This is a genomic window from Campylobacter sp. CFSAN093226 (assembly GCF_012897595.1).
Classification (GTDB): Bacteria; Campylobacterota; Campylobacteria; order Campylobacterales; family Campylobacteraceae; genus Campylobacter_D; species Campylobacter_D jejuni.
This window is the reverse complement of sequence record NZ_CP040608.1, coordinates 56,038-70,943: the sequence shown is the minus strand read 5'-3', so window position 1 is coordinate 70,943 and position 14,906 is coordinate 56,038. Positions and strand designations below refer to the sequence as shown.

Here is a 14,906-nt window from a genome sequence, read left to right as displayed (position 1 = left end):
TAAACCTATTAAAACTTATATAATAAAGAACTTATTATAAATTTTTAGCTAGAATGGAATTTATTTTAACTAAAGGTTGAAAAATGAATGAAAAAATAAGCCAAGATTTAGAAAAATTTGCTAACATACCAAACCTAAAAAATGCCGTAACTTTTTTTGGTTCAGCAAGACTTAAAGAAGATAATTTTTATTATCAGCAGGCTAAAATTTTGGCACAAAAATGTGCTCAAAATGGTTTTTGTGTGATAAGTGGTGGAGGTGGTGGTATTATGCGTGCAGCCAACGAAGGTGCTTTTTCACAAAAAAATAATACAAATTCAATGAGTTCTGTAGGGTTTAATATATTTTTACCTCACGAGCAAAAACTTAATGATTTTGTAGAATATAATATTACTTTTGAGAGCTTAGCCATACGCAAAATGGCTCTTATTGAAAAGAGTCTAGCTTTTGTGATCTTCCCAGGCGGCTTTGGAACACTTGATGAATTGTGTGAAATTCTTACATTAAAACAATTAGAATTTAAAAAAGATGTTCCTATTATTTTGTTTGGGAGTGAATTTTGGCGAGGTTTTGATGAGTTCGTCAGAAATTCTTTACTCAAACTTGAAGTGATTTCTAAAGGAGATGAGTTAAAGTATAAAATCACTGACGACTTGGATTTTATAATTAATACTTTAAAGGAAATTTAATGAAAATTCTAGTCGCTATGAGCGGTGGAGTTGATAGTACAGTCACTGCTTATAAACTTAAAAATTTAGGTCATGAAGTTATAGGTTGTTATATGAAACTTCATGGCAAACCAAATTATCACGAAGAAAATATCAAAAAAGTAGAAAAAGTTGCAAACTTTTTGCAAATTCCTTATCATATTTTAGACTTACAAGAAGATTTTAAAAACAAAGTTTACATGCCTTTTGTGGATACTTATAAAGAGGGTAAAACACCAAATCCTTGCGCTTTATGTAACCGTTTTATCAAACTTGGAAAACTTTTAGAATTTGCTAAAAGTTTAGGTTGTGAAAAACTTGCCACAGGGCATTATGCAAGACTTGAAAACAACTTAATAAAAACCGCAGTAGATGAAAGCAAGGATCAAAGCTATTTTTTGGCCAGTGCAGATAAAGAAGCTTTAAAATATCTTATTTTTCCGCTAGGCGAAATGAAAAAAGAAGATGTGAAAAAATTTGCTTCCACTATAGAGGTTTTAAAATCTTTTGCCACCCAAAAGGAAAGTTCTGAAATTTGCTTTGTTGAAGATACTTATGTGCAAGTTTTAGATCAGTTTATGGATACAAAAATTCCTGGAGAAGTATTAGATAGTAGCGGAAAAGTAGTAGGCAAACATGAGGGCTATATGCACTATACCATAGGCAAAAGAAGAGGCTTTGAAGTGCGTGGAGCGCATGAGCCGCATTTTGTTTTAAAAATCAATCCTAAGCAAAACCAAATCATCGTAGGAACCAAAGAAGAACTTAAAATCAGTGAATTTAACCTAAAAAATATCAATCTTTTTATAGACGCTAAAGAGCTTGATTGCGAAGTAAAAATCCGCTATCGTTCAAAATCCACACCTTGCAAGGTAGAAATTTATGAAGATAAAAGTGCAAAAATCATCCTAAAAGATCCTGTTTATGGGCTTGCTAGCGGACAAATGGCAGTCTTTTATGATCATGATAAAGTCATAGCAAGTGGTTTTATAGAATAATTTCTAGGAATTAATTCCTAGAAATTATTAATAAAATCCTAAAATTTTCCACCAAAAAAGCCCAACAGCTATCATCACCACTATATCAACTATGGAAATCACAAAACCTATACTCCACCATTTTTTAAGAGTTACACAGCCTGTTCCAAAAATAACAGGAGCTGTTCCTATTGCATAGTGAGTTAATGCCATCATAACATTACCTGAAGCTATCATAATAAAAGCATAAAAAAGTGGTGGTGCTCCTAAGGCAAGCTGCACTATAAAAAACAAAAAACATTGCTGATATATGAGCTGTAATGGAAGCAAAGAAATAGTGTGTATATAAAAAAAGCAAGGCTTAAAAATATCATAATAGAAATTTCCCCAAGTCCCATAGCAGAAGCAAATTCACCTTAAGCTTCAGCTAAAAACTGTGTAACGCCAAGTTTGCCAAATAAAGTTGCCATCATTACAAGAGCTGAAAACCATACTAAAGTATTCCAAGCAGCTTTTTCAGCCAAAACTTCCCCAAAAGTTAAAACTCCACTAATCAACACCAAAGACAACCCAAGCAAAGCCACACTAGTCGCATCAAGAGAAATTCCAAAAAAACAAGCCCAAAGCTCCAGCCCATAAAAGTAAAAGCGAGACAAAAACACTGAGTATGATTTTTTCACTATTTTTCATTTTTACAAGTTCTTTTAATTTATCTTTAGCAAAAGTAGAAGCATTAGGCGTGGATTTAATTTCTAGCGGAGAGAGAAAATAAAGCATCAAAGGCATCAAAAGCATAGCAGCTATACCAGGTAAAAACATCCCTAAAGCCTATTACCCCCAAGTTAAATACACTTCTAAATTTGTAGCTTGTGCTATAAGATCAACCACCAAAGGATTTGGAGCTGTAGCTGTAATAAACATAGCTGATGAAATAGGATTGGCTCTTGATAATTTACCAAAGAAAGATAAGTGCCTATTTTATTTTGTGTTCCATCTTCAGGAGTGGATTTAAAACTTCTTGCAATAACTTGAACTATAGGATTTATGATAGCCCCTGCTCTTGCAGTATTTGAAGGAGTAACTGGAGCTAAAATAGTTTCACAAAAAGCTATAGAATAAGCAATACCTAAGGTTTTTTTACCAAGAATACTGATAAAATGATAAGCCAAATGCTCTCCAAGTCCTGTTTTAATAACTCCACGAGCCACAATAATAGAAATCACTATAAACCAAATAAGAGAATTTGAAAAACCACTTAAAGCATCTTTTATGCCCGTTTTAGATTTTAAATTTGATATAGCAGTATTTACCTTTTCATCTTATGCTCTTTTGATATAAAAAATCAAGTGCTGAAGTATTTAAAGGAAATTTTAGTCTCATCAATAAGTTGTTGCGTAGAAGTTTTCGAAGTAGCTTTGGTGTAAATTTTACTTAGATTTTCAATTGGGTAGTGGTAATACCCACTAAGAGCTACTATGGCAATAGCTATAAAAGGCATTACTTGTAAAATCACTGCCATAATCACAGCAATAAAAAGCCCAAGAAAATGCCAAGAATTATCTTCCAAACCTACAGGAGTAGGTACAAGCCAAAACACAGCTGCAATTAAAATACACAGCACCAACAAGGGAATTTTCTTTCTATCCATTGTTTATCCTTTGATATTGGTAATGTAATTTACAATGCTTAAATTCTAGTTAACTAATATTTTAATAAATCTTAAAATTATAATTTTTAAATAAATTTTTAATTTATAAAAAAGCTAGCCTAATTGAAAAATGGGAATTTTAAAATGAATAAAACCCTTCCCCAGATAACTGCGGCACACACTAAAATCAAGTGCTCTGCTGTGTTCCCACCCTGAAGCGGTGCTTAAAAATAGCATTGCACAGGTCTAAGAAAAGGCTTAAAAATTATATCATAATATACTTAAAAAGCCTTGAGTTGTTAAGATTCAATATATAAATTTGCAATCAATCCATTGTTTTTATAAGAATTTTAAAAATTCATTTGTCAAATTATTATTTTATTTTCAAAAAATACGATATAAAAATAATTATTACATCCAAAAAGGAAAAATATGGAAGTTAAATGGAGTAGAGATTTTAGCATTAAAAATATGCAATTAGACAAACAACACGAACTAATTTTTGAAATTACCAATCTTGCAAATGATTTAGCTCTAAACATTCAAGATAATAATACACAACACAAAAATGATTTAAAACAAATTCTTGTAAAGCTATTTCAATACATCAAAATTCATTTTAAAGATGAAGAAAAATTTATGGAAAGCATTGATTTTCCTTTGATTGAAGAACATAAAAAATCTCATCAAATATTAGTAGAAAAAACCAAAAAGCTTTTAGAGCATTCAGATAATATTGTAAAAATGTCTCAAGAACTTTCCATATTAACCAAAGATTGGATTTTAGATCATTTTGCTAATGAAGATTTATGGATAGCTAATTTTACAAAAAAAGCCCTACACCTTCAAGAAATCCATTATACCTTAGAACAATACATAAAACTAAAATCAATCAAACAAGACCTAAGAGCTGAAAAAACCTATGATTATATTTGCAATTGTTCTTTGCGTATCCATGCAGTTCCACAGACTATACATCAAGAGCTTGTTAGCAAAGAAAATACCTTAAAGTGCGAAAAATGTGGGCAAATTTTAGTTCATTTGGATTATTTTGATTTGAATCAAAATTTCGAAAAATTCAATGCTATTTTTGAAGATGCACTACAAAATCACCATTTCACGACTCAAAAAAATGATATGGGGGGGGGGGATAGATGAATTTTCAAGTAAAAACCTTAGAAACTTTCAATCCTTTCGAAAGTTTAAATCACGAACAAGCAAACACAGAACAAATTCTTGATTTTAGAGTTATAGATTTTAAACTTCTGTGTTCTAGTGTAAAACCAGCAAAAACAAAAACTTATGAAAGAAAGGATTTTGACTTATTTTATGCAGATGATTTTTTTGTAAAAAACTACAATACCATAGTGCAAAAATTTCTTATAGAAATTTACCCAAAAACCCAAAGTTTTCCTTTTACAGTCAAACTTAGATCCAACTCCAACCTAACCCATCTAAAAGCCAGTATCAACCTTACAGAAAATTTTAAATATTATCCTAATTTAAAATTTGATATTTTACAAAATATCTACAAAATAATGATCAAACAAAAATTTTTAATCTTAAGACTTGATAAAAATTTATTTGACAAGATTGATGATTTTATCTTATCAATACAAAAAAGTCCATCTATTAAAGAAATAGAGCTTGAAATTGCCAAAGGTGTAGATAAGATTGAACATAAAAGTGATGAAATTATTTATCATAGAGATGTTAACGAAGAATGTTTTGACGAAAATATTAACTATGATGAAGGAAACTACTGTAAACCTATTGAAAAAAATGAGCTACTTTTTGAATACATTTATAGAATTCTTGGAAAAGAAGGACGAAATTTAAGAGGAGAGATACTTCATTTAAATCCAATAGCCTTTCTTGATAATCCTTTTATCATAAAAGATGAAAGCATTTACACAGAAGAATTAGAAGATAGAATTAAATATTTTAGCGCCAATTATGGATTTTTAAACAAAGATCATACAGGATATTGTATCGCAAATAATTTAAAATTATCACAAATAGGGCTTAAAACAACCGGTTCAATCAAAACAAATATCGATGAAAATATAAACTTAGAAATCACTAATTTTGATATAAGTGATGATGCTATTAAATCAGGTATTGTAAATGTTCAAGCTTCAAATATAAAAGTAAATGGGAATGTTGGAGCAACAAAACTTTATGGAAAAAATATCAGTATCAAAGGCTTAACTCATGCAAAAAGCGAAATTTTTGCACAAGATATTTTTATTACAACACACAAAGGAACTTTGCAAGCTGACACTGTATATATAAAAAATTTAGAAAATGGGACAATTATAGCTAAAAATGTATTTGTTGAAAACTGCATGGGTGGAAAAATAGAAGCAGAAAATATTTATATTTGCAATTTACTAACGGATAATACTTTATATCCAAGAAAAAATCTAATCATAACAAACAATATAAAATTTAAAAACAATATCGTAGTTTCACCACTAGTTTCTATTGAAAACAACTCAGATACAGAATGCGAAAATCTTAAAAATCTAAGCCTTAAAATAAAAAGTAAGCTTGATGACACCATAAGCAAAATGCAAAATTACTATGATTATCTAATCAAAAATCAAATCAAAATCATCAAACTTCAAAAGACTAAAAATCCTAACGCCATAGAAATGAAATTTTCAAATCTTTATCACGATATCATAAAAAAATACAATCATCTTAGCATTTCGTATAAAAAATTTATAAAATTAAAATATCAAATTGATGCGAAATTAAATTTCTTAAATGAAATGGTTTACAATGTAAAAATATACATAAAAGCCGAAAATATCGGAGAGGATAATTTTTTAAAATTTTATCCTAACACAAACACCAACCTTGAACTAAAACATCATATAAATTTAAAAGACTATGAAAAGGTTTTATATCTTGAAAAAGGACAGCAAGTAAGTTATATTAAATCAAGCCATAATTATAGCGAAAGCGACATAGAAGAAATTAAAATTATTTTTGAAAAATTAGAAAAAGATAATTCCTAAGAATTATCTTTTCATATTAATGGCTTTTTGTATCATCTGATCACTTGTAGTGATACTTTTTGAGCTTGCATCAAAGGCTTTTTGAGTTACGATAAGGTTTGAAAGCTCTGCGCTTAAATCAACATTTGATTGTTCTAAGAATCCGCCTTTAAATTTAGCTGTATTAACAACTTGACCATCTTTCATAATAAAACTTGCATCACCGCTATTTGCCGTTGCTGCAAAAATATTATCTCCCATAGCAACTAATCCTTGCTCATTGATAAAATTATATAAAGCAAGCTTTCCAACTATGGCATTTTTACCATTGCTAAATTGCGCAACAATACTTCCATCATCGGATATATTATATTGTTCAAAAAACCCTTCAGCTACACCATCTTGTTGTGTAACTACATTTTTTTCGACGCCTTGTTTAATATAAATCCCACTATAACCCGAACCAGGCTTGTTAGCATCATAAGGAGAACCTAAATCAATATTAATTGTTCCACCATTTGGATTTGCAATGCTTGTAATATTGTTTTGAAGCAAAGCACCATTTTTATCAAAAACCATATTTCCTTCAGTCGGATTGCCTACGGCATTGCCATTAGAATCATAAATTTGTGCAATAGCTTTATATTGTATATTATCGCCTTCTTGCGGTAAAACTCTTTCAAGTGTAACCCTTAAAGTGCTTTTACTTCCATCTGCATTATAAATAGGGGATTCTAAAATATCTTTATTGGCTTTTTGTTGCTCTGTTGAAATTTGAGCTGTATCAAGCTTGATGCTATTTTCATCCAATCCTTTTAAATCAAGCTCGTTACTTTTAAAATTTAGATTTTCATCTAAAGTCGCTTCAAAGCTTGTTTTTACGCCATTATCATCAGTGAAATTTAAAATAATCCTATCACCCGCTTTAGCACTAAACACATCTTCTTTGCTAACACTACCACTAACTACATATTTTCCATCTTCAGTTTTTGTAATGTTAAATTTACTAGGATCAAGATCTACTTTAACTACTTCTGTTGTTGTGTTAGTATTTAAACTTCCACTCCATTTTACATTTTGAGTTACTTGAGGAGGTAAATACATATTCACAGGTACTTTAATAGCCCCTTGAGAAGCGGTTGTGCCTATACTGAAAGAATTATTTGAATTTACAGTAAAACCATTATTTACCGGAGTTCCTGTGTTAAGATAATCCCCCATAAGCCCAGCAACTCTATCGCTATAGTTAATACCAGTAAAAGCAGGATTCATTGTTCCTAAAACAAAATTTCCATAAGAATCTACCAAATATCCATTGGCATCTCTTCTAAATGATCCATTTCTAGTATAGTAAGCATTGCCATCAGCCCCTAAAACCCCAAAAAATCCTTTTCCTTGCAAAGCCACATCAAATTCGCCATCACTTGCAACAGGAGAACCCTGTTCGAAAACAACTTGAGAAGATGCTGCACCGCTACCATAACCACCTTGAGCAGGGTTGGTTGATTGGGTTGTTATGGTAGTATAAAAAATATCTTTAAATTGAGCATCAGAGTATTTAAAGCCCGTGGTATTGACATTTGCTATGTTATTAGCAGTGATATCAATACCAAAGCTATTGCTTTTTACTCCAGAAATCCCATTATAAAATGAATTCATCATGGCTTATGCCTTTTCCTCTTTGTCGCCATCTTCTGTAGATCCAGACCCAGAAGAATCTCCATCGCTTGAACCACCACTTGAGTCTCCACTTGAACCGCTTCCTCCAGTAGATGAAGATGAACCAAGCTTATAATCTGTTATTTCTTGTATTGCATCAAAAGGAACTTCTTGTCCAGCCATTTTTGCATAGGCAACACCATCTTTAAAAACAACACCTTCGATAGGATAAGTTCCGTAATTTGCAGTGATTTTTTCACCATTTTTATTATTATAAACCATTTTAACAGTGTACTCACCATCACCTGCATAAACCCCATCGTTATTTCTTCCTGGCCACTCCATAGTAAATAAACCTTGAGAAATAGATTTAGCATCGCTTTTTTCACTGAAAACAAGTTTATTATTGCTATCATAAATTTCTAGCGTAACACCGTTTTCATCAGAATCTTCAGGCAAATACATTTTAAGAGCGATAAGCTCATCTGCACCTGTAAGTTTGATTTTATTATCTGAAACAGTTGCCATTTTACCAATAGCCCCTAAAGCTGAAGTACTCATACTTGTACTAAAAGAATCAGAAAGCTTTTGCATAGTTTCAACCATTTTTTGCATAGTTGTATTGGTATTTTGCTGCATTTCAAGTGCACTAAGCTGTGAAGTTTGAGTAAGCATTTTATCGCTATCCATAGGATCTGTTGGATCTTGATGTTGAAGCTCTATCAAAAGAAGTTTTAAAAACGCATCCTTATCTAAGGTAGCATTTGGATTGCTCACTATTCCTGAGCTACTGCTTGAATCTGTTCTAGTTGTTCCACTAGTACTTCCTGAAGAAGTAGTACCTGAAGTTGTAGCAGTGGTATTTAAATTCCAATCCGATGATGATATCATTATAAACTCCTTTTTATTTAGTTTTTTATTATTTAAGCAATAAGTGTTCCAATTTAAAAATACTTCGCTAAAACAAGCTCTAGATTGACTTTTTCACTTTCATTTTTTCCATCTAAAGCATCTTTAAAACCATATCCACTACGATTTTTTCCTTGATTTTGATTTTGCTCTCTTTTACCTTGATCACTAAAATTCATTTCAAGTCCAGTAAATCCCATATTTACAAGAGAATTTTTAAACTCGGCTTGATTTTGGATAAACAAATTCATTGCATTGGCATTGGAGTTGAAATTGATATGAAGGTTATTACCTCTTTGTATCAAAGTTACCTCCACTTCTCCAAGATTATTAGGATTTAGAGTGATACTAAGTTTAGTAATAGGCGCTTTGTATTGATCCACAGCCTCTTTTAAATCTTGTGAAAAATACTGCAAAGTTTCTTTAGGAGTGATATTGCGAGCATTGTTTTGTGTTACTTTATTTAAATCTTTGACTAAAGAATTTAACTCATCTAAGCTATTTTTATCTACATTTTCACTGTGCGTTTTTGTTTGCTCTTGAGTAAAAGTTTCTTTATTAGTAGTATTATTATTAAAATTTGCATTATTCTCTTTGTTTTGAACTACTTGAGTTTTATTTAAATTTTCAAAATTTAATTTTTGATCAAAGAAATTTTGTTTTATATCTTTATTTTCTTTGTTGTTGTTTTTAGGCTCTTTATTTAGATTAAAATCTTTTTGTGTTAAATTTGAAACTAATTTCTGAGTATCTTTGACAATTTCTTTATTTAAATTTTTATCAAGATTTAAATTTTGATCATTGTTCTTTAAATTTTTATTTTGATCTTGTATATTTTCTTGATTTAAATTGTTTTTTTCTTGATTTTTATTTAACTCTTTATTAAAATCTTTGTTTAAGTCTTTGCTTTCTTTATTTAAATTATCTTGGTTTTTTTTATCTTTTATATTTAACTCTTCTGTTAAATTTTTTGCAAACTCATCATTTTTGATATTTTTTAAAGTATTTTTAGCATCTGTGGTATCTTCTTCTATTTTTGATTTAACTTTATCGTTTTTTTCGTGTTTGCTTTCTTTGGATGAAAGTATGGAATCTAAATTTTTTAAAGTTTGAGAAAGCAAAGAACCGCTATCTTTAGAATTTGTTTTTTGCATAGAATGAGTGCTTGTAGTATGAGTTGTATTTTCTAAATTGTGATTTAAATTTTTACTCACATTGGAAATTTTATTATTGATGATTTCTTTAAAAACATTATCCACAGCACCCTTAAAAAAATCAGCCTTATCTAAATTTGGAAAAGTTGCTTTAAGATCAAGAAGACGATCTACTTTAATATTTTTTACATTTAAGCCCAGATCTTTAGCTATGTCCAAAAGCTCACTAAGATTTGATGCACCTTTTAAAGCATTAAAATTAGCCTCTGTTTTAATAAGACTTGAAAGTTGAGTAGAAAGATTTGCTAGTTTAACATCTGCTGTATCTGTTTTTAGCTTATCTAACAAAGAAAGAATTTGCATAAAAGAAGCAGATTCGAAAATGCTTATCTTATCGCTCTCATCAAAAGCTCCTTTTTGAAGTCTGCTCATCGCTTCATTAACAACTTCTTTTTGACTGATCTTCATATGATCAGGTAAAAATTCATTGGTTTCATTGATAGAATTAAGCAAAGAATTTAAAAAACTTTCCGTATCATCTTGAGTTGAATTTTTACTATCACTACTTTCATGTTCTTTATTTTTACTAGTTTTACTAAAAGAACTGCTAGTAGTAGAAGTTTTACTCGGCGTAAGATTTAAAACATCATTTTGCGGAGCTAAATTTGACATCACTTTTCCTTCAAAAAAAATTATTTTAAAAATTTATCTACCATTACATTAGGAAATTTTTCTTTCAAATAAGAATCTTCATATACTTTAATCATCTTATCTTCATTTAAAGCAATTAAAATATTTAAAAGCTCTTCTAAATTTTTAGCATTTAAAATTTTTTCTAAATTTTCTTCATTTTCTAAAATTTCTGTAAGCTCACTTGAAATTCTTGCCATTTTTTCATTTTTATCTGATCTAAAAGTTTCTAAAAGTTCTAAAACTTGAAGTAAAACTTCATTTTTTCTCTCAGCTAAATCGCTTTTAAATTCAATAAAAATCTCTTCATTTAATGGTTTTGACATTTTAACTTCCTTTTTAAAATTTTAATTTCACAAGTCTTTAAAGCAAGAAGTGTTCCAAGTTTTGATGCTTTGTAGTTTAAGTTAAATTTTTGTATAATCTAAGCTTTTAAAAATTTAGCTTTGGAGAAGAAAATTTGGAAAACATTAGAAATATAGCAGTTATAGCTCACGTTGACCATGGTAAAACCACTATGGTAGATGAATTATTAAAACAATCAGGCACCTTTAGCGAAAGAGAACAAATTTCAGAACGCGTTATGGATAGCAACGATATAGAAAAAGAACGTGGCATTACCATACTTTCAAAAAACACAGCGATCAATTACAAAGGTACAAAAATCAACATCATAGATACTCCAGGGCATGCTGATTTTGGCGGAGAAGTAGAACGCGTTTTAAAAATGATTGATGGAGTTTTGCTTTTAGTAGATGCTCAAGAAGGCGTTATGCCGCAAACTAAATTCGTGGTTAAAAAAGCTTTATCTTTAGGGCTTAAACCTATAGTTGTAATCAACAAAATAGACAAACCAGCTGCTGATCCTGAAAGAGTGATCAATGAAATTTTTGATCTTTTTGTAGCCCTAGATGCAAACGATGAGCAACTTGACTTTGCTATAGTTTATGCTGCAGCAAAAAATGGTTATGCTAAGCTTGATCTAAACGATGAAAGTGATAATATGGAGCCACTTTTTAAAACCATACTTGAACGCGTTCCAGCTCCAAGTGGTAGTGATGAAAATCCTTTGCAGCTTCAAGTTTTCACTTTGGGGTATGATAATTTCGTAGGTAAAATAGGCATTGCTAGAATTTTCAATGGGGTTGTGAAGAAAAACCAAAGCGTAATGCTTGCAAAAGCTGATGGTACCAAGGTAAATGGTAGAATTTCAAAACTCATTGGCTTTATGGGCTTAGAAAAAATGGACATCGAAGAAGCAGGAAGTGGAGATATCGTAGCTATAGCAGGTTTTGAAGCTTTAGATGTGGGTGATAGCGTTGTAGATCCAAACAATCCTATGCCACTTGATCCTTTACACATTGAAGAGCCGACTTTAAGCATAGTATTTTCTGTAAATGATGGACCATTAGCAGGAACTGAAGGAAAACATGTAACTTCAAATAAAATCGCTGAACGCTTAGAAGCTGAAATGAAAACTAATATTGCTATGAAATACGAAAGCACAGGCGAAGGTAAATTTAAAGTAAGCGGTAGGGGCGAACTTCAAATCACTATTTTAGCTGAAAATATGCGTCGTGAAGGTTTTGAGTTTTGCATGGGAAGACCTGAAGTTATCGTAAAAGTTGAAGATGGAGTTAAAACAGAACCTTTTGAACATTTAGTTATCGATGTGCCTGAAGAATTTAGCGGTGCGGTAATAGAAAAACTTGGCAAAAGAAAAGCTGAAATGAAAACCATGGCACCAACGGGCGATGGACAAACAAGGCTTGAGTTTGAAATTCCAGCACGCGGACTTATAGGTTTTAGAAGTCAGTTTTTAACTGATACCAAAGGCGAAGGCGTGATGAATCATAGCTTTTTAGAATTCCGTCCTTTTAGCGGTGCGGTTGAAAAGCGTAATAATGGAGCGTTAATTTCTATGGAAAATGGCGTGGCTTTAGGGTATTCTTTGTTTAACCTTCAAGAGCGTGGAGTACTTTTCATAGAGCCTCAAACTAAAGTTTATACCGGTATGATTATAGGTGAGCACTCTCGTCCAAATGATTTAGATGTTAATCCTATCAAAGGAAAGAATCTTACCAATGTAAGAGCAAGTGGAAGCGATGATGCAATCAAGCTTGTGCCACCTAGAAAATTAAGCCTTGAAAGAGCTTTAGAGTGGATAGAAGAAGATGAACTTGTAGAAGTTACGCCTGTAAATGTGCGTGTTCGCAAACGCTATCTTGATCCAACTCAAAGAAAAAGAATGGAAAAAGCAAAATCTTAATGGATTTAAAAAGCTTAGAAAATAATAGACTTTATATACTTAAACGCTTAGGAATCTTAAAATTCCTAAGCATTATCGAAGCCTTACTTGTAGGTTTTTTAGCCTTTGTTTTTATAAGAGATGCCTTAATCGCAGTGATTTTAGCTGTTTTTGTAGGTGTTTTTTTCTTTCGTTTTACAGCCAAAAAACTAAAACTCGCACAAAAAGAATTACAAATTGATGCTTTAAATTTGTTTTTGCGTCGTTTTGGGGCGAAATTTAAAAAGCAAAGTTTAAGCCAAAAAGACTTTTTAAAACTAGGGCTTACAAAGGATTTGAAAGAATTTAAAAGTCAAAACTGCTTTGAATTTAAGGATTTTAAAATTTATGATATTCAGTTTTTGGACGAAAACAAACGCTTTTTTTGCGGAATTTTACTCGAAATTTTAAGTGCAAACAAAAATCCTAGCTTTGAAAACGAAGACCAAATTTATATCAAACTTAAAGATAAAAATTTCACTTTAAATCATATCTTTTCTAAAGAAAATCATTATCTTATCGCTACTTTAAGCAATCCTTTCTTTATAGATATAAAAAAAGATTTAGAAAACAATTTCAAAAATTTAGAAGAAAATCTAAACTCTATAAAAAACAAACTATTTAAATAATTAACATAAAGTTAATATCATAAAATTTTAATAAATATTAATTATATACTTTAAAAATATATTACTTTTAGTAACACTTTAAAATTTAATTTTATTTAAATTATTCTTATTATGCTTAATATTTAAGAAAAAATACACTAAAATCAATTTGAACTGCAAATAAAAAGGAGGAAAATCATGAAAAAACACATTTTATTGCTTGGTTTATGTCTTAGTTTGAGTCTTAGCGCTAAAAGCGTGAGTGATTACAAAGTAGGAGAAGAATTAAGCGACAAGGAAGGAGTAGAGTATTTTAAGGAACTTTCCAAAAGACCTGTGCAAGAATGGCCAAATAAAAATTTAAGCATCAATAATGTTCCAAAAGGTAAGCAAGGGGATTTAATCCGTTATGGCATAGAGCTTTTAAGCAAGACAGAAAGTACTCTAGGACCCTATAGCAAGCTAAAAAAGACAAGCAACGAAGTAAACTGTATTTCCTGTCACATGGACAATGACGGCAATGGTTTACCAGGGACAAAAAAATATGTTATTCCATTTTTAAATGTCCTAAACAATTATCCAAGACTTGATATAGAAACGATGAAAATCATCTCTGTTGAAGATAGAATTCGCGGAATGGGCGGAACTGACTCTCATAGATTTCCTAATGATTCTAAAGAAATGAAAGCAATTTTAGCTTATTTTAAGTGGTTAAAAGAAGCTTATGGCATCAAAGACGGCGTAAAGCTTGAAGGAGATTTTTTTGCTAAGATGAATTTTCCAAATCGCCCAGCTGACCCTGTGCGTGGAAAAAACTCTTTGAAGAAAATTGCGTTGCTTGCCATGGCGAAAGAGGACTTGGGGTAAAAAATGATAATTACAAACAAGGTAGCGGACATTTATATCCATCTTTACTTATCTATCCTGATGGTGGACACATGGCTATGATACCATTTTTAGCAAGATTTTTAAAATCAGCCATGCCTTTTGGTGCGAGTGCGGATAATCCTATATTAAGCGATGAAGATGCACTAGATATAGCAGCTTATGTCAATACAGGTTTTGTAAGAATGCCTATAACCACTACAGAAAATCGTGCAGGACTTGATACAGCTTATAGCAAATCCCCATCATTAAAACCTGAGTATTTTGCTTCACCACAACAAAATTTAGACCCTAAAGAATACATAAAAGTAAAATACGGACCTTGGAAAAATCCAAATCACTTCCCAGGAGAATGATTAATTTTGGGCTTAGCCCAA

At 30.9% G+C, this 14,906-nt stretch carries 15 protein-coding genes, 1 other RNA gene and 1 pseudogene; 7 read left to right on the top strand and 10 right to left on the bottom strand.

Annotated features, from left to right (window positions below; genetic code table 11):
- The first annotated feature begins 83 nt into the window (after positions 1-83).
- Together FBF02_RS00285 and mnmA are read left to right on the top strand one after the other, a co-directional pair.
- A complete protein-coding gene (locus FBF02_RS00285; protein ID WP_002858801.1) occupies positions 84-689 on the top strand; it encodes a TIGR00730 family Rossman fold protein in 606 nt (201 codons plus the stop codon).
- Complete coding sequence (mnmA, locus tag FBF02_RS00280; protein ID WP_002851977.1) at positions 689-1,705, top strand: tRNA 2-thiouridine(34) synthase MnmA; 1,017 nt, start codon at positions 689-691, stop codon at positions 1,703-1,705. Before FBF02_RS00285 ends, mnmA begins: the two co-directional genes overlap by 1 nt.
- A gap of 27 nt (positions 1,706-1,732) precedes the next feature.
- On the opposite strand, the gene FBF02_RS00275 is transcribed toward mnmA, so the two are convergent.
- The 6 genes from FBF02_RS00275 to ffs form a co-directional block, all read right to left on the bottom strand.
- Positions 1,733-1,978 carry an anion permease gene (locus tag FBF02_RS00275; RefSeq protein WP_002858802.1) on the bottom strand — a complete coding sequence of 82 codons (246 nt, stop codon included), beginning with the start codon at positions 1,976-1,978 and terminating at the stop codon, positions 1,733-1,735.
- Positions 1,979-2,100: 122 nt separating this feature from the next.
- On the bottom strand, positions 2,101-2,268 hold the full coding sequence (locus tag FBF02_RS09005; RefSeq protein WP_002858796.1) for an anion permease: 168 nt from the start codon (positions 2,266-2,268) through the stop codon (positions 2,101-2,103).
- 10 nt (positions 2,269-2,278) lie between these two features.
- Positions 2,279-2,503: an anion permease gene (locus tag FBF02_RS00265; protein ID WP_002858834.1), complete on the bottom strand. Its 225-nt coding sequence runs from the start codon at positions 2,501-2,503 to the stop codon at positions 2,279-2,281.
- Positions 2,504-2,556: 53 nt separating this feature from the next.
- Positions 2,557-2,955 (bottom strand): SLC13 family permease, encoded by a 399-nt coding sequence (locus FBF02_RS00260; protein ID WP_079254411.1) that lies wholly within the window; start codon positions 2,953-2,955, stop codon positions 2,557-2,559.
- A 71-nt stretch (positions 2,956-3,026) separates the two neighbouring features.
- Positions 3,027-3,332 (bottom strand): anion permease, encoded by a 306-nt coding sequence (locus FBF02_RS09000; protein WP_002858819.1) that lies wholly within the window; start codon positions 3,330-3,332, stop codon positions 3,027-3,029.
- A 155-nt stretch (positions 3,333-3,487) separates the two neighbouring features.
- An RNA gene (ffs, locus tag FBF02_RS00250) (signal recognition particle sRNA small type) lies at positions 3,488-3,585 on the bottom strand.
- Positions 3,586-3,764: 179 nt separating this feature from the next.
- Here ffs and FBF02_RS00245 point away from each other — a divergent pair.
- On the top strand, positions 3,765-4,490 hold the full coding sequence (locus tag FBF02_RS00245) for a bacteriohemerythrin (protein WP_002916395.1): 726 nt from the start codon (positions 3,765-3,767) through the stop codon (positions 4,488-4,490).
- Entirely contained in the window at positions 4,487-6,358 is a 1,872-nt protein-coding gene (locus FBF02_RS00240) for a flagellar assembly protein A (protein WP_002866623.1), read from the top strand. The genes FBF02_RS00245 and FBF02_RS00240 overlap by 4 nt, the downstream gene beginning before the upstream one ends.
- 3 nt (positions 6,359-6,361) lie before the next feature.
- Here FBF02_RS00240 and FBF02_RS00235 read toward each other — a convergent pair whose 3' ends face one another.
- The 4 genes from FBF02_RS00235 to FBF02_RS00220 are packed head-to-tail and all read right to left on the bottom strand — an operon-like array spanning position 6,362 to position 11,075.
- Positions 6,362-7,999 (bottom strand): flagellar hook protein FlgE, encoded by a 1,638-nt coding sequence (locus tag FBF02_RS00235; protein ID WP_002805291.1) that lies wholly within the window; start codon positions 7,997-7,999, stop codon positions 6,362-6,364.
- A gap of 3 nt (positions 8,000-8,002) precedes the next feature.
- Entirely contained in the window at positions 8,003-8,887 is an 885-nt protein-coding gene (locus tag FBF02_RS00230) for a flagellar basal body rod modification protein (protein ID WP_002805290.1), read from the bottom strand.
- 53 nt (positions 8,888-8,940) lie between these two features.
- Entirely contained in the window at positions 8,941-10,734 is a 1,794-nt protein-coding gene (locus FBF02_RS00225; protein WP_075912916.1) for a flagellar hook-length control protein FliK, read from the bottom strand.
- A 17-nt stretch (positions 10,735-10,751) separates the two neighbouring features.
- Positions 10,752-11,075 carry a hypothetical protein gene (locus FBF02_RS00220; RefSeq protein ID WP_002824650.1) on the bottom strand — a complete coding sequence of 108 codons (324 nt, stop codon included), beginning with the start codon at positions 11,073-11,075 and terminating at the stop codon, positions 10,752-10,754.
- A gap of 134 nt (positions 11,076-11,209) precedes the next feature.
- Between FBF02_RS00220 and typA the strand changes: the two genes are divergently transcribed.
- The 3 genes and pseudogenes from typA to FBF02_RS00205 all read left to right on the top strand — a co-directional run bounded on the left by typA (position 11,210) and on the right by FBF02_RS00205 (position 14,885).
- Positions 11,210-13,018 (top strand): translational GTPase TypA, encoded by a 1,809-nt coding sequence (gene typA, locus FBF02_RS00215; protein WP_002859745.1) that lies wholly within the window; start codon positions 11,210-11,212, stop codon positions 13,016-13,018.
- A complete protein-coding gene (locus tag FBF02_RS00210; protein WP_002860888.1) occupies positions 13,018-13,665 on the top strand; it encodes a hypothetical protein in 648 nt (215 codons plus the stop codon). The genes typA and FBF02_RS00210 overlap by 1 nt, the downstream gene beginning before the upstream one ends.
- A 177-nt stretch (positions 13,666-13,842) precedes the next feature.
- Positions 13,843-14,885: pseudogene (locus FBF02_RS00205) on the top strand (c-type cytochrome).
- Positions 14,886-14,906: the final 21 nt, after the last annotated feature.